The organism is Paenibacillus puldeungensis (assembly GCF_042678945.1).
GTDB lineage: Bacteria > Bacillota > Bacilli > Paenibacillales > Paenibacillaceae > Fontibacillus > Fontibacillus puldeungensis.
In genome coordinates, this window is sequence record NZ_JBHTLM010000002.1 from 177155 (window position 1) to 202387 (window position 25233).

Annotated in this window: 17 protein-coding genes and 1 pseudogene; 8 read left to right on the top strand and 10 right to left on the bottom strand. The window is 47.6% G+C overall.

What is annotated here, in order from left to right:
• Positions 1-71: 71 nt before the first annotated feature.
• On the bottom strand, positions 72-2684 hold the full coding sequence (locus ACFQ3W_RS03585; protein ID WP_379316693.1) for an MMPL family transporter: 2613 nt from the start codon (positions 2682-2684) through the stop codon (positions 72-74).
• Positions 2669-3181, bottom strand: coding sequence for an MMPL family transporter (locus ACFQ3W_RS03590; RefSeq protein WP_379316695.1), 513 nt, complete (start codon positions 3179-3181; stop codon positions 2669-2671). Before ACFQ3W_RS03590 ends, ACFQ3W_RS03585 begins: the two co-directional genes overlap by 16 nt.
• Before the next feature lie 300 nt (positions 3182-3481).
• On the opposite strand from ACFQ3W_RS03590, the gene ACFQ3W_RS03595 reads away from it, so the two are divergent.
• Positions 3482-4066 carry a TetR/AcrR family transcriptional regulator gene (locus ACFQ3W_RS03595; RefSeq protein ID WP_379316697.1) on the top strand — a complete coding sequence of 195 codons (585 nt, stop codon included), beginning with the start codon at positions 3482-3484 and terminating at the stop codon, positions 4064-4066.
• 91 nt (positions 4067-4157) lie between these two features.
• On the opposite strand, the gene adhE is transcribed toward ACFQ3W_RS03595, so the two are convergent.
• Entirely contained in the window at positions 4158-6785 is a 2628-nt protein-coding gene (gene adhE, locus ACFQ3W_RS03600; protein ID WP_379316699.1) for a bifunctional acetaldehyde-CoA/alcohol dehydrogenase, read from the bottom strand.
• A gap of 243 nt (positions 6786-7028) precedes the next feature.
• Here adhE and pflB point away from each other — a divergent pair, with 243 nt between their 5' ends.
• Positions 7029-9257, top strand: a complete 2229-nt coding sequence (pflB, locus tag ACFQ3W_RS03605; protein WP_379316701.1) for a formate C-acetyltransferase — start codon at positions 7029-7031, stop codon at positions 9255-9257.
• 37 nt (positions 9258-9294) lie between these two features.
• Entirely contained in the window at positions 9295-10035 is a 741-nt protein-coding gene (gene pflA / locus ACFQ3W_RS03610) for a pyruvate formate-lyase-activating protein (protein WP_379317201.1), read from the top strand.
• Positions 10036-10550: 515 nt separating this feature from the next.
• Here the strand turns inward: pflA and ACFQ3W_RS03615 are convergent.
• Together ACFQ3W_RS03615 and ACFQ3W_RS03620 are read right to left on the bottom strand one after the other, a co-directional pair.
• A complete protein-coding gene (locus ACFQ3W_RS03615) occupies positions 10551-11375 on the bottom strand; it encodes a WYL domain-containing protein (protein ID WP_379316703.1) in 825 nt (274 codons plus the stop codon).
• Entirely contained in the window at positions 11362-12672 is a 1311-nt protein-coding gene (locus ACFQ3W_RS03620; RefSeq protein WP_379316705.1) for a helix-turn-helix transcriptional regulator, read from the bottom strand. Before ACFQ3W_RS03620 ends, ACFQ3W_RS03615 begins: the two co-directional genes overlap by 14 nt.
• A gap of 174 nt (positions 12673-12846) precedes the next feature.
• On the opposite strand from ACFQ3W_RS03620, the gene ACFQ3W_RS03625 reads away from it, so the two are divergent.
• Positions 12847-13659 carry a nucleotidyltransferase domain-containing protein gene (locus tag ACFQ3W_RS03625; protein ID WP_379316707.1) on the top strand — a complete coding sequence of 271 codons (813 nt, stop codon included), beginning with the start codon at positions 12847-12849 and terminating at the stop codon, positions 13657-13659.
• On the opposite strand, the gene ACFQ3W_RS03630 is transcribed toward ACFQ3W_RS03625, so the two are convergent.
• Positions 13656-13847 carry a hypothetical protein gene (locus tag ACFQ3W_RS03630; protein WP_379316709.1) on the bottom strand — a complete coding sequence of 64 codons (192 nt, stop codon included), beginning with the start codon at positions 13845-13847 and terminating at the stop codon, positions 13656-13658. The genes ACFQ3W_RS03625 and ACFQ3W_RS03630 overlap by 4 nt on opposite strands.
• 628 nt (positions 13848-14475) lie before the next feature.
• Positions 14476-14853 carry a large conductance mechanosensitive channel protein MscL gene (mscL, locus tag ACFQ3W_RS03635; RefSeq protein ID WP_379316711.1) on the bottom strand — a complete coding sequence of 126 codons (378 nt, stop codon included), beginning with the start codon at positions 14851-14853 and terminating at the stop codon, positions 14476-14478.
• A gap of 473 nt (positions 14854-15326) precedes the next feature.
• Here mscL and ACFQ3W_RS03640 point away from each other — a divergent pair, with 473 nt between their 5' ends.
• The 3 genes and pseudogenes from ACFQ3W_RS03640 to ACFQ3W_RS03650 all read left to right on the top strand — a co-directional run bounded on the left by ACFQ3W_RS03640 (position 15327) and on the right by ACFQ3W_RS03650 (position 17597).
• Complete coding sequence (locus tag ACFQ3W_RS03640) at positions 15327-15881, top strand: RNA 2'-phosphotransferase (protein ID WP_379316713.1); 555 nt, start codon at positions 15327-15329, stop codon at positions 15879-15881.
• 20 nt (positions 15882-15901) lie between these two features.
• Positions 15902-16693, top strand: a pseudogene (locus ACFQ3W_RS03645) (TatD family hydrolase).
• Positions 16694-16712: 19 nt separating this feature from the next.
• The gene (locus ACFQ3W_RS03650; RefSeq protein ID WP_379316715.1) at positions 16713-17597 is read left to right on the top strand and encodes an ADP-ribosylglycohydrolase family protein; all 885 of its coding nucleotides are present in this window, start codon (positions 16713-16715) and stop codon (positions 17595-17597) included.
• 684 nt (positions 17598-18281) lie between these two features.
• Here the strand turns inward: ACFQ3W_RS03650 and ACFQ3W_RS03655 are convergent.
• Positions 18282-19766, bottom strand: coding sequence for a multicopper oxidase family protein (locus ACFQ3W_RS03655; protein WP_379316717.1), 1485 nt, complete (start codon positions 19764-19766; stop codon positions 18282-18284).
• Positions 19767-19898: 132 nt separating this feature from the next.
• Complete coding sequence (locus ACFQ3W_RS03660; protein WP_379316719.1) at positions 19899-22094, bottom strand: alkaline phosphatase PhoX; 2196 nt, start codon at positions 22092-22094, stop codon at positions 19899-19901.
• Positions 22095-22344: 250 nt separating this feature from the next.
• Here ACFQ3W_RS03660 and ACFQ3W_RS03665 point away from each other — a divergent pair, with 250 nt between their 5' ends.
• Positions 22345-23580 carry a hypothetical protein gene (locus tag ACFQ3W_RS03665; RefSeq protein ID WP_379316721.1) on the top strand — a complete coding sequence of 412 codons (1236 nt, stop codon included), beginning with the start codon at positions 22345-22347 and terminating at the stop codon, positions 23578-23580.
• A gap of 396 nt (positions 23581-23976) precedes the next feature.
• Here the strand turns inward: ACFQ3W_RS03665 and ACFQ3W_RS03670 are convergent, their stop codons facing one another.
• Positions 23977-25101 (bottom strand): DUF4261 domain-containing protein, encoded by a 1125-nt coding sequence (locus ACFQ3W_RS03670; protein WP_379316723.1) that lies wholly within the window; start codon positions 25099-25101, stop codon positions 23977-23979.
• Positions 25102-25233: the final 132 nt, after the last annotated feature.

Here is a 25233-nt window from a genome sequence, read left to right on the forward strand (position 1 = left end):
TTGGATAGGTGATTTTCACCTGACAACCGGCGCTTTTTTAGCCCTGAATATTACCACTCTGATCTACTTGACTAGTTTTCTTCATTAACCCCAAACCGCTGTATTACTTTTTCCTTTATCGAGATGGTAGCTGGAATAAATACCGGCAAAAATATCAGGCACAGCAATAATATTCCTACTATAACCGTGATTGATAACTGCATTAAGGTCAATACACCCGACGGATACATTGCTGCAAACGTTCCGGACAAAATAATTCCTGCTGAGAAAATAATGCCTCCTACACTTTTCGCTGCCTGCACAATTGATTCTGTTAATGACATATGTTTATTTTCTCTATGTCTCATGATAAGGAAAATGCTGTAATCCACTCCAAGAGCAATAATCATAATAAATGCAAAGAATGGTACATTCCAGGTCAGAGCCCCTTTTCCTAAAACATGGTCAAAAATGAGTCCTGAGATTGACATTGCAATGTAGTACGATCCAATTAAAGAAACCATAACAAATACTGACATCCAGAAATCTCTTGTTACAACAAATAGCACAATCAATATTCCAGTAAGCATTATAATACTGGAGAGTCTGAAATCTTTTTCCGACATGGCTTTTAAGTCAACATTCATCTGGGTTGTTCCGTACATTCCCCATTCTGAATCCTTTAGAGAAGACGTTTTAATTTTAGCAGATACCGTATTATGGATATCTTCGACGATGTTCATAGCCTTTTCAGAATAAGGATCTATGCTAAGTTCAACGTTTATTTTAGTAATATTTTTATCCTCGGACATGTACATATCCATTGATTTTACAAAATCTTCACTATCAATTTTATCTTCCGGAATAAAAAAGGTTGCTGTCGTTTGGGATTCACTGAGTTTTTCCATATAGGATCTCGCATCTACTAAGCCTGTTGATATTTTAGATAGTCCTGTCCTTGCCCCAGAAAGACCATCCGTTAATTGGCCTAATTCCTCTGGCAGACTGTTAATACCATCTATCATTTGATTTTGTCCATCCGCCAGCTGTGTTGATCCTTCTTCTAACTTACCAAGGGCATCTGCAATCTTTGCCTGCCCATCAGCTGCTTCCACTAGTTTTGAACTCATAGTTGAACTGCCTTGTTTTAGCTTACTTGTGCCATCTTTCATCGCCTTAATACCACTTTCTGCCTGAGCCAAACCCTGATTTGCTTTTTCCAATGAAGTATTTGCCGCAGATATTGATGCTTTTAATGTAGTAATACCATCAACCAGTTCCTGTAATTTTGAATTGAGTGCAATTGTGGTCTGTTTCATAGTAACAAAGGTAGCATCCTGAGCCAATTCAGGATGTTCCGCTTCGAGTTTGCCCTGCATAGCAACAACCCCGCCAAAAGCCGTTTGGAAGCTCTTTGTTTGCTCAAGAAGTTGTCCCAAGCCTGTTCCAATCTGCTGATAACCTTTTCCTAATGCAGTATATGCATTTGTTAATTCCGCAACGGAAGTATCAAACACCGCCATTGAATTATCAAGCGTTTCAATACCTGCAGATAAATCCTTTGAAGCCTTCGATGCATCACCCATCCCATTTTTAAGCTTGGTAACAGAAGTATGAATCAAATCGATATTTGAAGTTAAATCCTCGGCACCCTTCTGAAGTTTATCAATCTTCTCTGTATCCACCTCCTTCGATTGAATCTCATCTATGGCATCTTTAAGACCATCATTGACTTTGTCTACACCTTCTGTTGCATCATTCAGTCCATCGTTAACCGCAGCAGTCTGGTCGTTAATGTACAATTCTTCAATTCTTTGACCTTTTGGCTGAGTCACACTATATACTTTTTTAACTCCATGAACCGATTTAATTGCTTCTGTAATATCATCCAATGTAGATAAGGTATTTTGATTATCCATCGTTTGATTGTTCTTTATTGCTATTGTTACAGGCAGTGCTTTGCCTACGCTGAAGTGATCCGTTACAACATTAAAACCCGTAACAGAGGAATATTCACTGCCTACTTCCTTCAGGTTGTTATAGGAAAGATTCTCTGTATAGAAATAAGAGAGACCACATACCAATAAAACAAACAATAATGCAAAATAAGGTCGTTTCGTAGAAAGAGAGGCTACCTTCTCCCAAGCTTTACTGTCAGAATGTCCTGCGGTTTTGAGCGGAGACCAGAAAATGTACTTCCCAAATAATTTCATCATCGCAGGTAAAAATGTAAATAGCATTACTATCAAAACAGCAACCCCCACTGCCACTGCCGAGGCCGACCTGTATACTTTAAATTGCGAAAGCATAAGGCAGGTAAACCCAATAAAAATAGTAAGCGAACTAATAACAACCGTTTTTCCTGCCGTCTTATATGTATTAATTATTGCTGTATTTTTATCAAGTCCATGATGCAGCTCTTCCTTGAAACGCATCAATAGCAGCATGGAATAATCAGTGCCAATTCCAAAAAGAACCAAAACGAGGAATACATTTGTAAAATTTGATATGGTGAAATTCATATTATCTACTAGCTGTAATACAATCCCTCTTGAAACTAAAAATGACAATCCTACATTCATAAGGATGATAAAAGGGGCTGCAGGAGATTTAAAAACTACTATTAAGATAAATATAATTAAGACAATTGTAATCAGCTCTGTCTTTTTTACCCCTTCCTCTACGGTCTTTACAAAGTCCTCCAAAATAAAATCCGAGCTTTCGAATAACATTCTACTCCGTCAACTTTCAGTAGGCTTGATATTTTCTCTCTTATTTCATCTACCGTTCTGTCCTGTTTCTCGATGCTTATCGGAACCAGTAATGTAGTTTTATCTTCTGAAATTACTTGATCTTCAAGATCCTTATTTGTAAATACATTGAGAACTTTTTTGACTCCATATTTCTCTTTATTACTTTCCAGATTGCTTACCTTTTCTTTTATAAGATTGAAATTCTCTTGTGAAAGCTTTTCTTTATTATGATAAACCATGATAGTATCCAGAACGTTATCATCTTTACTCACATGATCTAATTCTTTCAGTATATTTTGCGCAATGGAGTAGGAATAATTTGCATCAATTTCTGCCTGACCTTTATCTCTTACCAGCTTCCCCATATCCGGCATTGTAACTAAAACAACTGTAAGAATGACTCCCCACAATATGATAGATATCCAGCTTTTATTAATCAGTTTATTCATGTCTGGCCACACCTTTCGATATCATCCTTATGCCTGTAGATATTTCAGATATTCTTTCCTTTCTCGTTCGTGAAAGTCTCATTCCTTTCTGCTAATAATATTTTGTTTTTTAATGAACATTGTGTTGATTAATAAATATATTTCGATAATAATAAATGCATAAGTAAATAACAATAATCAATGTTTTCTAGATAAGTTGTTTAATAAACACCTATCATTTTAAGAGTTAATTAATGAACACATCATTTTAAAATTGTTGATTATGAATACGGGATTTATATAAAAGGAGGAGCTTAATTTATGGAAAATAATCTTGACACAAAATCAGACAGGAGAATCCGAAAAACCAAGAAAGCCTTAAAAGAAGGGTTAACCAGTCTCATGTCCGAAAAAAGCATTAAAAATATCTCTGTGAAAGAACTGACAGAAAAAGTAGATATTAATCGCGGCACATTTTATCTGCACTATAAAGATGTATTTGATATGGTAGAACAATTAGAAGCAGAAATGCTGAAGGATTTTACAAAGGTTATGGAATCACACACGGCAAGTAAATTAAACGAACAACCTCTTCCCTTGTTAACAGATATTTTTTTGTTCTTAAAAGAAAATGCCCCCATGTGTGCTGCTCTTCTCAGCAGCAATGGTGACATTGCATTTGCGAATCATTTAAAAGAAATTGTACGTGAAAAATGTTTAAAGGATTGGAGGGAATTGTTCCATAACGGTAAAGTTAACAATTTTGAATATTTCTACAGTTTCATATTATCTGGATGTATCGGTTTATTTGAAACGTGGTTAAAAAATGGATTAGTTGAAACACCGGAACAGATGGCGAAGCTTGCAGAAGAGATGATTACATATGGAATTAAAGTCTTGAAATAAAATATCCTGTGAAGCAAAAAGCGCGAGCTGCTTAGATGTTTTACATCTAAAGCAACAAGCGCTTTTTGACATGCGTGTGATGGTTAAAACCTCAGAACCTGCCGTAGAATGCGTTCCGGTAAACATCGGCCAGCTCTGTGACGAGCGGCATGCGAGGGTTTGCGGTGGTGCACTGGTCCTCGAAGGCCAGGTCGGCCAGCATGTCGACTTTGGATTCAAAGTCGGATGGGTCGAAGCCGAGATCCTGGAATTTCTCCGGGATGCCGAGCGATTTGTTCAGCTTGCGGACAGCCTCGATCAGGCTGTTCACCCCTTCTTCCGTCGTACGGGCCGGCATTCCCAAGATGCGAGCGATCTCTGCATAGCGCTCATCGGCGATGAAATAGTGGTATTTCGGGAAAGAGGCGAATTTCGACGGCTTCATTGCATTGTAACGAATGACATGCGGCATCAGAATCGCGTTCGTCCGGCCATGCGCCGTATGGTATTCACCGCCCCATTTGTGGGCCAAGCTATGGTTGATGCCCAGGAAGGCGTTGGCAAAGGCCATGCCGGCAATCGTCGAAGCATTATGCATTTTTTCGCGAGCGATCGGGTCGGCCTCGTGAAACGATTTCTCCAGGTACTGGAACACCAGCTTGATGGCATGCAGCGCTAAGCCGTCGGTGTAGTCGCTCGCCATGACAGAAACATAAGCCTCGATGGCATGTGTGAGCACGTCCATTCCGGTATCGGCAACCGCAGTCTTCGGAAGCGTGAAGACCAGCTCCGGATCGACGATCGCCACGTCCGGCGTCAGCTCGTAGTCCGCGAGCGGGTACTTGGTGTGGCCGTGCTTTTTATCCGTAATGACGGCAAAAGACGTAACCTCCGAGCCCGTGCCCGAGGTTGTCGGGATAGCGACGAATTGGGCTTTGACACCAAGCCGTGGATATTTGTACACCCGTTTACGGATATCCAGGAACTTCTGCTTCAGCGATTGGAAGCTCGTATCCGGGTATTCATAGAACAACCACATCGCCTTCGCTGCGTCCATCGGGGAGCCGCCGCCCAGCGCAATGATGCAGTCTGGCTGGAAGTTCTGCATCATAGCCGTGCCGCGTTCCACCGTCTCTACGGACGGGTCCGGCTCGACCTGGGCGAAAATTTCGACCATTACCGGTTTTTCACGCTTTCTCAAGTAGTATTCGATTCGATCCACATACCCGAGTTTAACCATCATTTCGTCAGTGACGATCAGCACCTTGGAGATGTTAGGCATTTTCTCAAGATACTGCGTCGCGCCTTTTTCAAAGTAAATCCGAGGTGGAATTTTAAACCATTGCATATTTACCGTCCTATATGCCACTCGTTTGATGTTCAACAGGTTAACGGCGGATACGTTTGAGGTGGTCGAGTTTCGGCCATACGATCCGCAGCCTAGTGTCAGAGATGGCAGATTTGTGTTGTAAATGTCGCCGATGGCGCCATGCGTGGATGGTGAATTGACGATGACACGGCCTGTTTTCAATTTATCTGCAAAAGCCTCGATGACGTCGTTGTCCTTCGAATGAATGACCGAAGAGTGGCCGAGGCCGCCAAAAGCGACGATTTCCGCAGCGCGTTCAATGCCAGCTTCGGCCGATGGTACCCGGTAGCAGGCCAACACAGGGCTTAATTTTTCAGCAGAAAGCGGGTACTTGGTTCCGACCCCTTCCAGCTCGGCGACGAGAATTTTCGTATGCTTCGGAACCTGAAGGCCCGCCATTTCGGCGATTTTGTAGGCGGGCTGTCCGACGATCACGCCGTTCACGGCACAGCGTTCCCCGGTGATGACCAGACCCGAAACCGCGTCGGTTTCCTCTTTGTTCAGGAAATAGCAGCCATTGTCGGTCATCATCTTGCGAACCTGATCATAGATCGGTTCCTCGATGATAACCGACTGTTCGGAAGCACAGATCATGCCGTTATCGAACGTTTTGGACAAGATCAGGTCGGTCACGGCTTGGCGCACATCGGCTGTTTTTTCAATAAAGCACGGCACGTTACCCGGCCCAACGCCCAGCGCAGGCTTGCCTGTGCTGTATGCTGCCTTAACCATCGCTGAGCCGCCAGTAGCGAGCACAAGGGCAACATCCGGATGATTCATCAATAGCTGGGTCGCTTCAAGTGACGGGGTCTCAATCCACTGCACGCAGTACGCCGGTGCTCCTTCTGCTACGGCTGCATTAAGCAGCGTACGGGCAGATTCCACACTACATTTCTGAGCGGATGGATGAAACGCAAAAATAATCGGATTTCGCGTTTTCGTAGCGATCAGCGTTTTGAACATTGTCGTGGAAGTCGGGTTCGTTACGGGAGTTACCCCGGCAATCACACCGACCGGCTCGGCGACACGCTGAAAATTTTCGTATGGATTTTCTTCAATAATTCCGACGGTTTTGTCATGCTTGATACTGTGGTAAATGTACTCTGTGGCAAAAAGGTTTTTCGTAATCTTGTCTTCATATACCCCGCGTCCGGTTTCTTCTACCGCCATTTTGGCGAGCAGCATATGCTTATCCAGCCCGGCTAACGCCATCGCTTGGACGATGCGGTCAATTTGCTCCTGATCCATCTGCAGGAATGCCTCCTGCGCAGCCAAGGCACGGGCCACCAGACGGTTGACTTCCTCCTGTGCGGAGTTTTTTTCGGCCGTGTTGTCTTTGCCCTCTGCCTCGTTGTTTGGGGCAGTCATCATTCGATCCCTCCCTGAAATATACTCTTAAGAAATCATGTTCAGTTTTTCCTGCTTTCGCATAATTATTAGCGCTTACCCCTTAAACAGCAGCGTGCAAACATGGGGGTTTTACCACCTTTTAGTTAGCATCTCTTCATCCACCGTCATTACCAATGTTTGAACCCTCTTTAGTTTTGCTTAGACTGAACCATACTATGTGCATCCCACAGCAATGATGAATGTAATAAAGGAGGAAATCACGTTATGCAGGCATGGGAAAGCTTTAAATCAGGAACCTGGCAAGAAGAGGTTGATGTCCGCCAGTTTATCCAGCTCAACTATGAACCGTATGAAGGGGATGCGTCTTTTCTGGCGGGTCCCACGGAAGCGACGCAGCAGCTATGGAAACAGTTTATGGATCTGGCCAAAAAAGAACGCGAAAACGGTGGTGTCTTAAATATGGACACCAAGGTCGTATCCAGCATCGTTTCGCATGGGCCCGGGTATTTGAACAAAGAGCTTGAACGGGTCGTTGGCATGCAAACCGATGAACCGTTCAAACGGGCGCTTCAGCCCTACGGCGGGGTCCGAATGGCGGAAAATGCCTGCGAATCTTACGGCTACAAGCTGGATCCCGAGATAGAGAAAATTTTCTCCACCTATCGAAAAACCCATAACCAAGGGGTTTTTGATGCGTATACACCCGCTATGAAGCTGGCCCGTAAATCGGGCGTTATCACAGGGCTTCCGGATGCGTACGGCCGGGGACGGATTATCGGCGACTATCGACGGGTGGCTTTGTATGGCACCGATTTTTTGGTAAATAGTAAAAAGCAGGAGCTTACCCTGTTTGACGAACGCGCCATGACCGAAGATATTATTCGGGCCAGGGAGGAAATCGCGGAGCAGATACGCGCTTTGGGCGAACTGCGTGAAATGGGCGCCAGCTATGGCTACGATATTTCGCAGCCCGCCAAGACGGCGCAGGAAGCGTTCCAGTGGCTGTATTTTGGCTATTTGGCTGCGATCAAGGAGCAGAATGGAGCCGCTATGAGCCTTGGGCGTACGTCTTCATTTTTGGATATTTATGTCACGCGTGACCTTAAAGAAGATCGGATAACCGAGCAAGAGGCTCAAGAACTTGTTGACCATTTTGTCATGAAGCTGCGGATGGTGAAGTTCGCGAGAACACCGGAGTATAACCAACTGTTTAGCGGGGATCCAACCTGGGTAACCGAGTCGCTGGGCGGGATCGGGTTGGATGGGCGTACGCTCGTCACCAAAAACTCTTTCCGTTTTCTCCACACGCTTCAAACGCTCGGCCCGTCTCCTGAACCTAACTTAACTGTGCTGTGGTCCACGCGCCTGCCGCAGAATTTTAAGGATTATTGCGCTAAGATGACGATCGAGACCAGCTCGATTCAATACGAAAATGATGATTTAATGCGGACTTATTTTGGAGATGATTATGGTATTGCCTGCTGCGTATCCGCCATGCGGATTGGGAAGCAGATGCAGTTTTTCGGCGCTCGGGCTAACTTGGCAAAAGCACTTCTATATGCGATTAATGGCGGTGTCGATGAAAAAATGAAGGTGCAAATCACTCCACCATTGCGCTCGATCTCGTCGGAAAAGCTGGACTATGACGAAGTGATGGCTGCATTCGACCATGTCATGGAATGGCTTGCGGAGCTGTATATCAATACGCTCAATGTTATCCACTTCATGCACGATAAATACTGTTATGAACGCCTCGAAATGGCGCTCCATGATCAGGAGACAATGCGGACGATGGCGACCGGGATCGCCGGACTGTCTGTCGCCACTGACTCGCTCAGCGCCATCAAGTATGCTAATGTTCGTCCGGTCCGGGACGAGAATGGCATCGCCATTGACTACATCATCGAGGGCGAATATCCCGCTTACGGCAACAACGATGATCGTGTCGACGCGATTGCTGTGGATCTGGTTAAACGGTTCATGCGCAAGCTGAAAAAGCACCAGACCTACCGGCAGTCGAGAACAACCATGTCCGTACTGACCATTACGTCGAACGTTGTATACGGCAAGCTGACCGGGAATACGCCGGACGGAAGAAAACAGGGCGAGCCATTTGCACCGGGGGCCAATCCGATGCACGGCAGAGACCATAAAGGCGCCATTGCTTCTTTGGCCTCCGTGGCGAAGCTGCCTTATGAATACTCGCTCGACGGCATCTCAAACACGTTCTCGATCATTCCGGGGGCCCTTGGCAAAAATCTGGATGAACGTGTCCACAATCTGACCGCTATTCTTGACGGGTATATGGTCAAAGACGGCCATCACCTCAACATCAACGTGTTCGACAAAGAAACACTGCTGGATGCGATGGAACGTCCGGAGAAGTATCCGCAGCTTACGGTCCGGGTGTCGGGCTATGCCGTCAACTTCATCAAGCTGACGAGAGAGCAGCAGCTCGATGTCATCAACCGGACCTTTCATGGAAAAATCTAACCGCAGCGATGGAGTCATCGAAAAAGGGGAGGCGCGGATGGAGCAGCAGGAAGGTCGCATTCACTCGATTGAAACGTCCGGGATGGTCGATGGACCGGGCATCCGCTACGTTGTTTTTATGCAAGGGTGTTTGCTGCGCTGTCAGTACTGTCACAATCCGGACACGTGGACCCTTGGAAAAGGGAGAATCGTCACCGTCCGGGAATTGGTCGATGAGATTCAGGGATACCTCCCGTTCCTGAAGTTTTCCGGGGGCGGAATTACGGTCAGCGGCGGCGAGCCTTTGCTGCAGGTTGATTTTCTGCTCACGCTATTTCGGACCTTAAAGCGCGAGCTTGGCATTCACACAGCTATCGATTCGTCGGGCGGCTGCTTTACCCGGCACAGCCATTTTTTCGAACCCTTGCAGGAGCTTATGAAATACACCGATCTTGTGCTGCTCGATTTGAAGCAGATCGATCCGCAGAAGCATATCGCGCTAACGGGCAAGCCGAACGAGCACATTCTTGATTTTGCCCGCTATTTGTCGGATGCCGGAATACCGGTGTGGATCAGGCATGTGCTGGTTCCCGGGATCTCGGACGATGAAGCGGACTTGCGGAAGCTGGCCGATTTCATCAAAACGCTGCGCAATGTGGAGCGTGTGGAAATCCTGCCCTATCACGAAATGGGGAAATTCAAATACGAGGAGCTTGGCATTGAATACCCACTCCTCCATACCAAGCCGCCGGATGAGGAAACGATCCGTAGGGCGAAGGAGATTTTGGGCGCACAGTGAGACCAATGTATGCGAAAGAACCGCGGCACCTAAACGGTGTCCGCGGTTTTTTCGTGTGTGGGTAAGCCTACTGACAAATTGTTGTTTGGGAAGAAGTCAGGAAGTAGGGAGTTAGGGATTCAGTGAGTCCCGAAGTCTCGAAGTCTCGAAGCTCCGAAGCCCGAAGCCCCCGGGCCGCTAGTTGTATTTTGTACATTTATTTTTTTCTTTTTAGCCGGTAGGAGGAAAATAAATGCAAAAAGTACATTTAAATGAGCTCATTAGTCCGAGAGGACACGATATGGGATGTTTTAGATGCACTTTCTGCAACTAAAATGGGAAAAATGACCAAAACAGGGCAAATAAATGTACTTTTTACATCTAAATGTCACAAATGGGCTGAAATCTAACTGCAGCCTGTCTTTGAGCCGCTCGCTTTCCTCGCACCACCATGCTTTAACTAGTTTGTTAGCAGTAGCGTGCTTAAGATAGCCTCCAAGCTTACCTTCAAATTACCTTCAAGCGAACCTTTATGCTCATAATGGCAGCTCTTCCTCGGCCGAAAGGGCATTGTACCGCTCAAGCGCTTTGGTAGAGGCCTCCAGCATTCTTCGTTTCAAGTAATCTCCCTCAAGGACCCGAACACGTTTTCCCAGAAAGCGGATTTTGGAGAGCAGATATTCGGCCTCATCCGCAAAAACGCTTATCCGAATCTGGTACGTGTTGCTTGGTTCGTCGTACTCTACGGTTTTTTCGAAGCAAGAGAAGGCGTAGAGGATGCGCGACAATTCCTTGTGATAACCACGGCACACCTCAACGACGACTTCCGTCTTGCGAGAATCAAGAGTCTCGCTGATTTTGGCAAAGGCGCGTTCCACGGTGCGTGGGCTTATCGGTTCAGGCGACACCGTAATGATCTTGTTCAGCCGGGTGCTCATAATGGCCTGATGGCGAAGATGATACCAGAGCAAGTACCACTCTCGCTTTATCATCGAGTATTCCAATTTGTACGGGAGACCGTTGTGGTCCGTGTTCACACGATCTCCCTTCACTTGGTAGGAAATTTGGATCCCGTTTCGGTTCAAAATATATTGCCGTAAAGAGCGAAGAAGCGGGTGATACACTTGTTTCTCCACGCTTTTTCCTTTCTCAAGCACCAAGTCTGCCGTTTCCATAGCCTGGTCCTTTTCCAGGATCGAGAGCAGCTTTTGCTTTGTGTCCATCGTGAAGGCATCGGTCGAGGCGGGATGATCCAGCATCTTCTTGAGCCAGGCCCGCTCATGTGCGGTGACCATGAAGGTGCCGGAATCCTCCAACCGGTTGATGACCTGGTAGTTAAAAATCTTTTCAAACGGATTCATAGTACGACCTGATCTCCTTCCACTCAGCAATCATTTCCCGGCGGAACTGATGGGGCTCCAGAATCTCGCAGCTCGAACCGAAGCTTCGCAGCCACGGCTTAATCTCCGTCGTTCCATTTACCGTGATTTCGTAGACGAAGCTTTCTTCGTCCTCGGACACGATCGTCCCCCATTGTCCCTGCAGCAGAACGCGTTCCTTGATAAAGTTAGGCTCGGATCTGCCCGGGTTATAAAACCGCGCCCGCACCTTAACCGGAGCCCCGGTATCGATTAGCCAGCTGTACTGCATTTTCTGGTCAAGCTCGGCTGTTTTTTTCGCAAAAAAGGCTTCAGGCACCGTCTCTGCATCCTCAATCTGAGTCATGCCCTCCATCCGGTATTTGCGAATTCCCTCTCTGCCATGCGCCAACAGGTACCACCTGCCGTATTGGTGATCGTAAACGACCTTCAAGGGGAGCGTCTTCTCGGCTTTGCCTTCGGTCTCTCGTTCAAACAAAGGATTCGTATTTTGCGAGGCATAGCTTTTGTCGGATTTTGGGGAAAAGTACAAGAAACACAGCTTCCGGCGCCCCCGTATCGCATCCAGCAGCGTAAACAAATGCGCTTCATCCAAAATCCGCGAATAATAGTGATATTTATAGAGAAAAGGCTCTATCGCTTGTTCTTCGGGCATACGCCTTTGCAAATGCTTTTTTAGCCCGTCCCGGAGCAAATAGCCTTGCACGGAAGGAACCTGCGTATTCGCCATGACATCGACAAAATCATATAAATCGTATAGCTCCTCATCCGTTAGCTCTTGAACGAGATCGTTCTCCAGCCGGTAACGGTAAGGGCGAGTAGGGGAGTCTTTTCGAATGACACCGACCGATTCTAGATATTTAAGATCTGACCGTATCGTCTTTTCATCCGGGAGCGAAGCGTCCAGCGGCAGGCTTTTGCAGCACATATCCATCAGCTCCATGGCCGTTAGCGATTGCTCATTCAGGGCGGCTAACAGGAGCGATATTCTATGCGACTCGGAATCTTTCAGGGACTTGGCTCGAAAAAGAAAGAGCAGCATCGGGTCGGTAGACTCGTAATAGTTGAAGCGGATTGCCTCCATGAACTCCTTCCCCTGCTCTTGCGGGAGTTGCTGATACATGGCGCTAACGATATCTTTTAGCCGGCGAATTGTTTTATCAAAGGTATGTACGGAAATGCCGAGCCGCTTGGCGAATTGCTGCCTGCTGTAAGCACCGCTTGTCAGCACGAGCATGCGTAAAAATTGAATTTCTTTATCAAAGCTTTCCTTGGCCATATGAGATGCACCCGCTTCTAAATATGCTAATTGTTATTGTAGCAGGTAATAACAGGGGACGGTGTAGTCCGGACTGGCTAATTTTTCAAACTTCGTAATACTTTCGCCATGTTCGCAGACTCTAAAATGAGCGAAGATAGGTTTACAAGAAAAACCGCAAAGGAGTGAAGCCCGATGACCACGGATTCCAAATTCCATGCAAATATCCTAAACGAACTGCATACCATTGAACGCGAGGAAGGGGTTCGCATTCTTTACGCCTGCGAATCGGGAAGCCGGGCATGGGGCTTTCCTTCAAAAGACAGCGATTATGACGTCCGGTTCTTATACATCCGGCCGCAGGAGTGGTATTTATCGATCTTCGAGGGCCGGGATGTAATCGAGCGGCCGATCAGTGACCAGCTAGATATCAACGGCTGGGATTTGAAAAAAGCGCTGTTGCTGTTCCGCAAATCGAATCCACCGCTGCTGGAGTGGCTGCAATCGCCAATTCAGTACATGGAGAAGTATTCCGTTGCAGAGCAAATTCGCCGCATTTCTCCGCTCACGTTTTCGCCAAAGTCTTGTATGTACCACTATCTCAATATGGCCAAAGGAAACTACCGGGGTTATCTCCAAGGGGAGCAAGTCAAGATCAAAAAATACTTCTACGTGCTGCGTCCGGTATTGGCCTGCGCATGGATCGAGAAACACAATACGATGCCGCCGATGGATTTTGAAACACTGGTGCGGGAACTGATCCCGGCGGGAAGTGAGCTGATGGACTCGGTTATACAGCTGCTAGCCCGCAAGAAGGCCGGGGAAGAACTCGATCTCGAGGCGAAGCTGCTTCCGATCCATGCTTATCTGGAGGAGCGGCTCCTTTATTTCGAGGAGGTCGCCGCGAGGTTCAAGGAGCAGCAGGGCGGAATCGATGCGCGGCTGAACGAGCTATTCCTGTCGGCGCTGCACGAGGTGTGGGGATCGGCGGCCGGGGCCGCCCTTTAAAGGCGGCGTGCATTGCTGGATGCATCCAGCTCGGTATGCACATGCTGGCGGTTCCCTTCGCCGACATCTCCCCTCAGCATGAGGCGTACCAAGAGGTCGCGGCCAACCTGCTGTTTGAGGTAGCTCAGGAGCGGGAGATCGATCCGCGGCTGTAAAAGAAAAGTGCCTGAACCTTGTCGTTCAGGCACTTTTTATGGTCGGCTTTTCATGTGCTCGGTTGCGGCCATCCGTTGTCGTTCAACTCACTCTCCGCAAGGCTGCTCGTTCTCGGTGGTTGTCGTCTCTCGCTCGTCTGCCTACTGGTGCCTTCCCGCTAACGAACCTAATAAGCACTATTTGGGCAAAATTGAGGGATACGAGATTTTAACGAATCTAGCAAACGCTATTTTACATTAATTCGCTATTTTCAGGTCCTTTTGGGGCAGATAAGACCGTATGGATTCGTTAGAATTTGAATTTCGCCTTCTTTGGCTAAATAAGCGCTATTAGATTCGTTAGCCAAACGGATACGTGACGGCAAGTTTTATATGGCTCAAGCAGTGGCACAAGCAAATTGCCTGATCCATTACCAACGTCCATAACTAGGCGATCCGAGGCATAGTACCGACACAACACCAAGCACAACACCAAGCACAACACCAAGCACATCAACAAGCGCTCTTACCAACGTATTACCAAGCAATCACCAGGCGCTCATCTAGTGGTCCACCAAACTCATCACCAGGCGCATACCCGAGGGGGCCAACTCATCACCCAGCGGTTTTAGCGCAATTCCCGGTGCAACAACTTATCGTCCTCCACACCATGCCCATCAACCTAACGCTGCTTCAACAAATCTCTGATTTCCGTCAGCAGTATCTCTTCTTTAGTCGGTTCTGGTGGTGCTTCAGGCTTGGGATCATCTTCCTTACGCTTAAATTTGTTGATTCCTTTCACAAAAAGGAAGATCGAGAAGGAGACGATAAAGAAATCGACGACGGTTTGAAGAAAAGCGCCATACTTTAAGACAGTATCCCCATACTTAAATTGCAAATCTGTGAGGTTAACGCCGCCCATAAATAAGCCGATCAAGGGCATTAGAAGATCATTAACTAGAGAGGTGACAATTTTTCCAAAGGCTGCACCAATGATAACCCCGATAGCTAAATCTAGTACGTTGCCCTTCAAGGCGAAAGCTTTGAATTCTTTCCACATCGCTACAAGATCACCCTCTTTCGTATAATATAGGAAGTATAGCATGAGATGTCGGCTGTTGTACCTCAGAATTTGTTAAGAGCTTTTGCAATAATGCCCGAAGGCATAACTGTAGTAGAAGTAGATGGGACGGGTACGGTATTCTAGTCTAACGAACTCCGGTGACGCTATTTAGTTAAAATTAGCCACTTTTGCAGCTGAACTCCCGGAATAAGACTTCCTGGATTCGTTAGAATCTCGCAAAATCACAAAATCGCCCAATAAGCGCTATTGAGTTCGTTAGCTCGGGAATGTGCATTGGCTAATAGGTGCAATCGGATATTACCAGCAAATAGGTGCAATCGAATGTTGGCAGCGAGGAGCAAATGAAGGTTAATCGCTCATAATACGAGCGGCTAAAGCAGCGAATTTTTAACATCCAACAGTTAACAGTTAATGTATATCTAGCAGTTAATTAGGAGGTAGGAAGCCCCATGTTAAACCCAGCGCAGGAAAAAAGCTTAAGCAAACTCATGAGTAAGGTGCTCCGACATACCCCGGAGGAGTTCAATCTAATCCTGGATCCGGAGGACGGATCTTGTTCGATAGACTCTTTACTAGAGGCTCTACAAGCTCAGCCCCAATGGCCCACCACTTCACTAGAAGATGTGGAGCAAGTGGTTCGTAACTCGGACAAGCAGCGTTTTGAGATCAAGGACGGCCGCATCCGCACAAGATACGGACACAGTCATGATAAAGTTCAGTATACACCGGGCGAACCCCCAGCCGTGTTGTACCATGGCACAAACCGTAAAGCGCTGCCCTCCATTGAGAAGGAGGGGCTTCGCCCCATGGGCCGGCAGTATGTTCACTTGTCCGAAGGCACTCATTTCGCCGCACTTGCGGGGAGCCGCAGGGGAGAGTTGGTCATCCTAAAGATCGATACGTTAAAAGCCAAGCAGTTGGGCGTAACCTTCTACTATGCCGGCAACGAGGTATGGCTCGCAGATAGGGTCCCGGTCGGCTGTTTCATGATTTTCAACTCTTAGAAAAAGGAGCATTTGAACCCATGAATCAACCTATGATTGATATCGGCGTGAATTTAATGCATCGCTCGTTTCAGCAGGATCGCGAGCAGGTGATAGAACGGGCGGAGGCAAGCAGCGTCTCGCCACTAATCATCACGGGAACCAGCCTCCGCAGCAGCACCGAAGCGGTCCGCTATGCCGGTCTTTTTCGGGGGAAGCTGTACGCCACGGCAGGAGTTCATCCCCATGATGCGAAGAGCTGCAATGAGGGGACCATTGCCGATCTGAAAAAGCTGGCGGCGCTGCCACAGGTCGTAGCTATTGGAGAATGTGGTCTCGACTACAACCGGGATTTCTCGCCGCGCGACGTGCAGCGAAAATGGTTTGCGGAGCAGATCCAGTTGGCGCTTGAGTTGAACATGCCGCTGTTTTTGCACGAACGGGACGCTTCTTCCGACTTTGCTTCGATCCTCAATGAACACGGAGTGAAAAAAGCCGTCGTCCACTGCTTTACCGGAACCCGGCCCGAGTTGGAAACTTACCTCGAGATGGGACTTTACATAGGCATTACTGGCTGGATCTGTGACGAACGTCGAGGCAAGCATTTGCTAGACCTAGTGCCGCTAATTCCTCTGGATCGGCTCATGATTGAGACGGATGCTCCATTTTAAACGCCGCGTGACCTCAAAAACAAGCCGAAGGACGGGCGGAACGAGCCTTGCTTTTTGCCGCATGTCGCTCAAACGATAGCCCGCAGCATCGGAAAATCCCCGGGGGAAGTAGCCAAAGCCACGACTGCTACGGCAGCGGAGTTTTTTGGGATTACAGTGTAATGCAAAAGGAGGGAAGCTCATGAACAATCAATTATTGCAAAGCCGCATCAAAGGCTGCTTATTCGGCGTGGCGGTGGGGGATGCCCTTGGCGGGACGACGGAGTTTATGAGCGCCAGGGAGATTCAGGCCCGGTACGGGCATCTGGAGGACATTATCGGTGGCGGAGTTTGGAGGCTTGCACCGGGCGAAGTGACCGACGATACGGCGATGACCGTATGCGTGGCGGAGGGGATTCTGGAGAACCCCGCGGAGCCGATGGAGAAGATCGGGCGTCTTTTTCTGGAGTGGTATAACACGAGGCCCAAAGATATCGGCAACATTATCCGCCATGTTTTTGAACGGTATGAGGGAGACTGGTTTGAGACGGCTTTTGTTGCTGACCTGGAACTCGGGCAAAGCGGCGGGAACGGCTCCTTGATGAGATGCCTGCCGGTGGCGCTGGCTTATGCGGATCTCGGTGAAATGGAGCGGGTAACTACGATGCAGTCGAGGATGACGCATTACGACCCGCGTTGTGATGAAGCCTGCAGGATATATAACCGGATAGCACATCGTCTTCTTGGCGGTGAGGAACTTAGGGCAGCGATCCAAAGCGAGGTAGCTGGGACAATGTATGAAGACTCCATCAAGGCTGAACCGGACTGCGAACCGAGCGGTTTTGTCGTCCATACGTTTCTGTGGGTAGTACATATTCTCAGCAACGCAGCGAACTTTAGTGAGGTTGTCCAGCGGGCTGCGAATTTGGGCGGGGACTCCGATACGATCGGAGCGATATCCGGCGGGTTAGCCGGTATTTACTACGGATATGAGGGAATTCCGGCAAAATACACCGAGGCGATCTTGATCAAAGACCGGCTGAGCCAGATAGCGTCGAGGTTGTTCGCCCTGCAGACTTCATCATAGTATTCTCCTAGGCACGCTTTTATCATCACAGTATTCTCCTACGCACACTTTTATCTAAGAAAACCGCATGATGCCGTCCTTTGAGTTAGTTAGTCTATTCTACATTTGAGTGATGGAAGGTTGCTTACACCCATTTGGTACTTGTCTCACTGACCATCCGCTAGTAGATGTATTTGATGCATCTATTTCCGCACAAACTGAAGTTTTTGGAGTTTTAGTTGCATTTCGTACATTTAAAATGAAGCTATTTGCCTTGGCGGGTTCATTTTGCTGCTTTTAGCTGCACTTTCTGCATTTAAATGGCCAAAGGATCCAAATAGGCGGAATTTAACTGCAGAAAATACATTTAGTTTGTAAGTCCCAACGGTAACGGAAAGTTGCAAGGTAAGGGTAAGCCCTATTCGTAAAGGTAGGTTCCACGAGAACAGCAAGTTCTACGGTAAAGGTAGGTTCCACGAGAGTAGCAAGTTCGATGGTAAAGGTAGGTTCCACGAGAACAGCAAGTTCTACGGTAACGGTAGGTTCTACGAGAATAGCAAGTTCTACAGTAAAAGTAGGTTCTGCGGCAACAGCAAGTTTTACGGTATCAGTAGTTCCTAGCGTAAGCGTAAGAGGAGGCCAGCCGATTTCGGCTGACCCCCATTTTTCACTCGGCATATTGTTCTTTTGCTGATCGTTTGATTTCTACTCCGTTACATTCATAACCGTGATCAAGCCACCCATTTCACCCATCCCCGTATTCATTTCCCCGCCATTCATCGTATGGTCGAGAATATGACAGTGGAACATCCATTTGCCGAGGGAGCTTGCGCGCAGGGCGATGTCGGCGGTTTCGCCGGGACCGATCAGCACGGTGTTCATGGTCTCAACAGTTTTAACCGGGCTGCCGTTTCTCGCGATAAGCTGAAAATCCATGCCATGCAAATGCATCGTATGAACCTCCATGGTGTCGATGTTAATCAGCCGGATGCGGACGGTTTCTCCCTTTTTAACGTTTAGTGGAGGGGTATCCGGGTAGCTGACGCCGTTGATTGTGAAATAGTCCTGCTCCTCTTCCATCGTCGTATTCACGTGGAGGCCGGCGAGCAGCATCGTGTAATCATGATCGTATTTCGTTTGCGCCGTCAGATCGCCTGACCCGGAGGCAGGAACGAGCGGTGCCTTCGGATCAATGATGAATGCCCCATACATCCCGCCACCGATTTGCTTCATATCGTCATAGTGGGAGTGATACATAAATGTACCGGCGTGGCTTGCCGTAAACTCGTAGTCAAATGTTTTTCCCGGCTGAACCTCCTGCTGGGTTAGACCCGGTACGCCATCCATCGCATTAGGCAGCAAAATCCCGTGCCAATGGACCGTCGAAGGCTCTGGCAGATTGTTCACAAAATGAATCCGAACGCGGTCGCCCTCCGTTACCCGAAATGTAGGTCCTGCCACCTGTCCATTGTACGTCCAGGCCGTTGTGACGACACCTTGGACCGGAGACCAGTCATGCAGCTGGGCCGTCAGCGTAAATTCCTTCGTTCCGTCAGGTGCGATTACAGGAGTCATACCTTTACCGTTCAGCACGTCCGTCACCTTGGCGATTCCGGTTTTGAACTGCTCCACCGCCTCCGGTGTCGTAAACATCACTCGATGAAGGCCTGTATCAAACTTATAGTCTACATGGATCGCATCGGCCAATGCACTGGCAATGACCGACACCGTCCGGTTCATCATCATCGGCTCCGTTTCCGCGGGCAACAGCTGGCCGTTCCAGACTACGCTGCCGCCCATATGATCATGCATACCACTTCCATGCATCGTATGGTCCATCGCTGGATACATCCCATTGCCAACGATGACGGCATGGTGAATCGGGTCCCATTTGACCGGAAGATTCAACGCTTCGGCAACATCGCGGACCTGTACTCGGATTTCGCTCAGATCGCTGCTCTCCATGGCCGGATTAGGCAGCATTCGTCCATCCACCGTGACCTGAATTCCGGGGCCTTCTCCTGCTTCCCCTGTGGCTGATCCTGAGCTTGAGCCGCCCATATCCATAGCAACTGCTCTTGGGGAGAACGCTACCGAAGCTACCAGCAGGAGTGAACTAAGCATGATCCCCCATTTCATGTGTCGAGGGTGTTTTAACTTTGCCCATCTTGTCTGTTCGATTGTACTCACTGGAAATAATCCCCTTTCCTGTTATAAACGGAGAAAACCACCCAGCGGACTAGGCGGTTTCTCCTTAACGAAGCTGTTTTTGAAGCTCTATTCACACTCTATTGCTTGTTCCTTGCTTTCTTTCACATACGGCTACATGCCGATAAAGTGATTCCATGTACCTGAAGGGAACATGATTTTGCCTTTTACCTGCCCAGGTGTGGCTGGAAGCTGTACTTTCGCGCCGTCCATCGTAGCTGTTTTACTTCCAAGCGTAAACACAAGCTTGTGCGAGCCTTTGGTAACGACAATCGGCTTCTTAGGACCTTTCCAGGAAATCGCGGCGCCTGCTTTTTTAGCTTCATCTTTAATTACAATTAAGGACGAATCTGTAGAAGATTGATGGTTGTTACCGCCTTTCACTGGAACTGCTGGCGCTTCCTTCTCGAGTTGCTTTGCGCTAGGCAGTCCGGCAATATAGCCAACCATACCGGCTTTGCGGTTGTCGAAGTTCTGGTTGATGCTGTTCAGTACATCGGTCTTGAGTGGTTCAGGCACGATCATTTCGTCACCTGGGTGCTGCAGGTTGCTCATGATATAGCTGAAGCCGTTCAAATCATCAACCACTTGGAGGCCCGTTGCTTCCGCGCCGGCCGGAGTGCTCAAAATGCGGGAGAGCTGATGGGTATCGACATTGTAAGCCCAGAGATAGTTGTTGGCGTGCTTGCCGCTGTCCTCACCGATAAACAGGGTGCGCAGTGTTTCGGAATAGGACAGGTTGTCCGGGTTGGCTACCTTGTCGTCAGCAGCCGTGTTGCCCTTGGCATCCGGTGTGGCGAGATCCTCGCCCCATACCAAACCTTGCATCGTTTGCGGCACATACGCGCTGTTGATCGAATCGCCACTTTGATCTTTTTGCCCGTCGGTCAAAGCCAACTCATAGGTAACGCCTGCGGAAATTTTATCGACTTGGATGTCATCCGTAGGGTCGGTGCCTTTCTTGTCTTTCTCCATGGACTTCTCGACATAGGACATCGCGATATATGCTTTTTTGTCCTTGGCGTTTACTGTAACGCCTTCCATCTTGTTGAACTCGGAAGTGGCTCCCAGCATAGCGGCATAGCGACGGGATTCCAGGAATGCAGCCGCTTTCTCCATGCCAGGCTTCACTTTCAGGTATTCCACTTTGCCGCTAGGATACGTTTTGATCGTTTTAAAGCCGTCAGCGGCTTTGTCAGAAGTTTCGAACAGGTCGCTGAATTTCAGACCTTTGTCGACAAACGCCTTTACTTCGTTGTCCGAAGCGTGTCCGAGCTTGATCCACTGCAGGTTCGCAGAGCCGCCGTTAGCTGCGCTGGTTTGAACCCATTTTGCCGCATATAGCGTACCAGCGGACAAATCCTTCGCTTGGTCGGCTACATACATAAACAGCATCGTGTTGCCGCCGTCGTCGCCAAAATATACGGTTTTGCTATCGGGAGCGACTTTGGCGAGCTCGTGGGAGAAGCGACCGAGGCTGTAGTGCTTTTGCACCGTCGAATTATTTTTGCTGTCTACGCTAACTTCCACGATATAGTTGTAGGCGTAAGGGTTGCCTTTTTTCGTGGTGTCTTGGTAGTAGGTTTGCACGAATGGATCCACATAGGTTTGTTTATGATCGGCTTCATAAGCACGCGCATCGGCATCGTACTCTTCACTGCCCAGGTGCGTATTCCAAGGCGACAGGGAACCGTTGCACGGAATCCACAGCCCGTCTACACCGGAAAAGTCTACTTTTTTCAAGGTAACCGGTTTTAATTCGCCAGTTTGTTTGTTCTGGTCAAGAGTCGTCAAGCTCATGCTCGCCGGAACAAGACCGTAAGCTGATTTGCCTGCGTTATTGGAAGTAATGTATTCATAATGAGTAACAAGGGAAAGCGGATTGCCGCCGAGATCTGTCGGGGTCATTCCAGGCACTTGGAACAAGCTGTTGGAGTCCGGTGAATCGGAAACAGCAGGAACGGGATTGTTCGGTACGCTGGTGTCCATAATCGGTTTACCTTTAGCATCAATGGACACGCCTGCAACCGTACCGCCGATCGAGTCCGTGGATTTGTACAGCGTTTTGTAGGTAAGCGGGAACGTCTTCACAGTGTTGTCGCTGTATGTAACTTTCACGGAGGCACCTGTGTACACTTTTGCCATTTGCTCAGCACCCGTTGGAGCAGCCATGCCGACAAACTCTACCGATTTCACAGAAGCATGTGCTGGGGGTACCGCAGCTTGAGCGGATAAGACAGATGGAAAAGCCAGAGTAAATCCAAGAATTGGGGCAAGCCACTTTTTGTTTATTTTACGTTTATATCGCATTTGATAACATCGCCTTTCGATAATTGTTATGGAACATGAATCATCGTACTCCTACTTTGTTAACATGCAGTTAATTCCACGTTAAACTTTGTAAATATTTTCATATAGGAACTATTTTATTTTAGTAGAGATTGTTGCAAGGAATTCTAAAATGTAATGACTTTCTCTTTTGAGGGGGATTGAATAATGGTTAGCAATCCAATTAACATTAATAAGTAAATGAATTCAGAGTGGATGGTGAAGTGAAGGTATGCCGGATACCCAATATTTAAATGAAATAAAAGGCCAACTCAAGATTTCGATTCGACATAACTCAGACCGGGGATTTGTCCATTACAGCGGTTGCCTTCGCGTGAGCACAGAAATGTCATCCATCATAGAGTCAGCAGAAGCTCTTTCCGATCCTGTGATGACCTTTGATATTCTGATCATGGTGTTTAAAGAAGCTGTGAAGCTGATTAGTCATGCCGATGATTCCTCCGGAGCGCTTGGGGAAGTCGTTCGAAGTTGTACCTCGGTGATCCAACAATTATGCCAATCGGAAGATGAGGCGAACCAAAGCTATTTTTTTGAAACGATTATCAAAACGGCAAAGCTCAAAACGCTGAAGGATTGGCCGGATTTCGGCTATCAACTGATGGAGGCTGTCGTATTTCTAGTTCACCATGATAAGCAGGTGCAAAGGGTTTTTGAAGTATTTGAGACGCTTGGCAGGCTGTACGATGGATCCAAGTATCCTGAAGAACATGTCATTACCTACAAACTTCTGAAGCAATTGAAAGGCCGGGAGGTAGCTGACGACTATCTTATGGAGCATATTGATGTCGACCGACTCAGAGTCATAGCGGTGGAGGATGCTTTTTTAGAGGAAAGCTACGAAAAGGCCGAAAAACTCTGTATTCAGGCTTTGCACAAAGAGTACAGTTTTCAACGGAGATCGAAATGGGCAAATTATCTAGAGCGAATATACACGGAAACCGCGAACCAGGAGAAATTGACTGAAATCGTTTATTACATTCTTGTTCAGGGACATCCAAGCTACTACAGTAAACTCCAAGGCTTATATGAAGCGGCGGGAGTCTGGGAGCAAAAGAAAGAACCGATGCTATTGGATCTGTCAAAAAAATTACTTTCTAACGACTATGCTTCGGTGCTTGATCGGGCGGGCGAAACAGAGAAATTGTTGGAGCTGTTGAGTGAGAATAAACATCTTATTGAATACTATGGGAAAAAGGTAGCCCGGAAGTACCCGGAGAAGACTTACTCGATATATGAGGAATATATTATTAGCCAGACGGGGGAAGCGACGGAACGAAGAAAGTATAAAGAGGTATGCAAGCTTCTTAAAAACTACTTTGATGCCGGAGCTCATCAGAGCAGTTTGCAGCTTATTGACCGCCTATGTGGGATGTATCCGCGGCGGCCAGCCATGCTGGACGAGTTTGGCAAGCTCAAAAAGAAATTGGAAAAGATGAAAAAAGCATAACACTACTCCTTGCTGTCGGCCCTTGCAGGTGGTCAGCAAAAGTGTACTTATATGCACATATGACGAATGAAAAGTGAGTATCGGCCAGAATGGCTGGCCTTCTCATAATCTCGAACGCACTAACTGCATTTAGTACAGTTAATCTCGCCAAGATGCCAGCCTTAGACATTTAGCTGCACAAAGTGCAGCTAAATGGAGCAAAACAGCTCACTCAAGCCCAATTGGCCTATTTTAGCTGCAGGTTTTGCAGTTAAAATTCAGAAATCCACAATTTGCCCGAAAATAGCTGTATAAAATGCATTTAGTAATGAATTTTGGCTATAACATTAACGATTTGCACATCAAAAGACCTGACGAAGATTTTCCGCCAGGTCTTTCATTAAACATAGATTGAAGTCAAAACTTAATCTTCAAACTCTCTCCGCCCACATACACGCCCTCGGAGCGGGTAATTGGCAGCTTCTGTTCCGCTGAGTAGCCGATCGTTTCGCCATCTTTAAGCGTGACATTCTGCTCGACGATGTAGGAGGAGATGTTAAGCAGAAAGTCATGCAGCTCATCAGGAGAGACCTGGCTGTCCAGCACTTCGATTTCATCCTTGCCAAATGATTTTAAACCGTAGGTATACCCGCTGAATCCGGCTTCCGTTTTGACAAGTCCATAGTAAACGAGGTTCATCAAAGGTAAGGTATTATCGGTTTTCATAATATCGGCCATTTCCAGATACAACTGAGGTTGAAACACGGTGCCGGATGTATAGATACCTATCGCATTAGGGAGCTTCAAGCAGCTGGCCGCCAGCTTCGTATACAATCTGCCGCTGTCCAGGGAGGATCCTGAGCGGGTAATTACGGCCAGAATAATTTGAGCGACGTGAGTCTTGGTCACTTCCACCGCCTCAGGCCAGAGATAATTCGATTGAGCATTGTATTCGGCCTCGCCATCCGGTACGGGAGCTTCGACGAAACTGACCGCCAATGTGGAACCGCCGACATCAAACACAAGGATGCCTTCTTTTTCTTCGCGAGCTTCTTGGCTCCCCTCAGGTGGCACGGTGGATATATTCCAGTCCTGCAGAAGGTGTTTCTTTATCAGTTCCATATCGCATTCCAGAGTGTTCAGCAGAACGAATCCGTTAAAAATACCGCCAGATCCGTTCGAATCGTCCTCTTGTTCATCGGTTTCAGCTTCTTCTATAGCAGCCGCCTGCTGCATCCAGTACTCGCGAATCATTTCTACCATAGCGATGGCTTCCTGCTCAGCGGTAGCGGGATCATACGGCTGCATTTCGCTAAATATATGGCCGCAGTGCTCGGTGTCGGTTGGACTCTCATAGCCGCCGCAGACGCCAAGCAGCCATTTTCCTAGCAGTGTTTTCTTGTACCTGAATATGTAGTAATGCATGCCGTGCAAATCAAACTGTCCTGCGATTTCGATTCTGCTGGGCTTCCGGCCGAGCTCATGTTCATCCTCCAGCCAGTTGATCATGGACTGTAAAGTCGCTTCCTGTTGGGATGTCATCCGGTCCTCTCCTTAAATATAGAAGTTTAGTTACTATAATAGAATATTCTACCAATTTGCTAGGTGTAATTCAATATTATAGATAACATCGGAACACCAGTTTTTGGGTTTGAGGCAATATTGTCATTTTTT

Bases quoted from the DNA above. Each gene is read 5' to 3' on its own strand.
- ACFQ3W_RS03590 (WP_379316695.1), bottom strand. From the start codon at position 3,181: ATGAATAAACTGATTAATAAAAGCTGGATATCTATCATATTGTGGGGA.
- ACFQ3W_RS03595 (WP_379316697.1), top strand. From the start codon at position 3,482: ATGGAAAATAATCTTGACACAAAATCAGACAGGAGAATCCGAAAAACC.
- adhE (WP_379316699.1), bottom strand. From the start codon at position 6,785: ATGATGACTGCCCCAAACAACGAGGCAGAGGGCAAAGACAACACGGCC.
- pflB (WP_379316701.1), top strand. From the start codon at position 7,029: ATGCAGGCATGGGAAAGCTTTAAATCAGGAACCTGGCAAGAAGAGGTT.
- pflA (WP_379317201.1), top strand. From the start codon at position 9,295: ATGGAGCAGCAGGAAGGTCGCATTCACTCGATTGAAACGTCCGGGATG.
- ACFQ3W_RS03615 (WP_379316703.1), bottom strand. From the start codon at position 11,375: ATGAATCCGTTTGAAAAGATTTTTAACTACCAGGTCATCAACCGGTTG.
- ACFQ3W_RS03620 (WP_379316705.1), bottom strand. From the start codon at position 12,672: ATGGCCAAGGAAAGCTTTGATAAAGAAATTCAATTTTTACGCATGCTC.
- ACFQ3W_RS03625 (WP_379316707.1), top strand. From the start codon at position 12,847: ATGACCACGGATTCCAAATTCCATGCAAATATCCTAAACGAACTGCAT.
- mscL (WP_379316711.1), bottom strand. From the start codon at position 14,853: ATGTGGAAAGAATTCAAAGCTTTCGCCTTGAAGGGCAACGTACTAGAT.
- ACFQ3W_RS03640 (WP_379316713.1), top strand. From the start codon at position 15,327: ATGTTAAACCCAGCGCAGGAAAAAAGCTTAAGCAAACTCATGAGTAAG.
- ACFQ3W_RS03650 (WP_379316715.1), top strand. From the start codon at position 16,713: ATGAACAATCAATTATTGCAAAGCCGCATCAAAGGCTGCTTATTCGGC.
- ACFQ3W_RS03660 (WP_379316719.1), bottom strand. From the start codon at position 22,094: ATGCGATATAAACGTAAAATAAACAAAAAGTGGCTTGCCCCAATTCTT.
- ACFQ3W_RS03665 (WP_379316721.1), top strand. From the start codon at position 22,345: ATGCCGGATACCCAATATTTAAATGAAATAAAAGGCCAACTCAAGATT.
- ACFQ3W_RS03670 (WP_379316723.1), bottom strand. From the start codon at position 25,101: ATGACATCCCAACAGGAAGCGACTTTACAGTCCATGATCAACTGGCTG.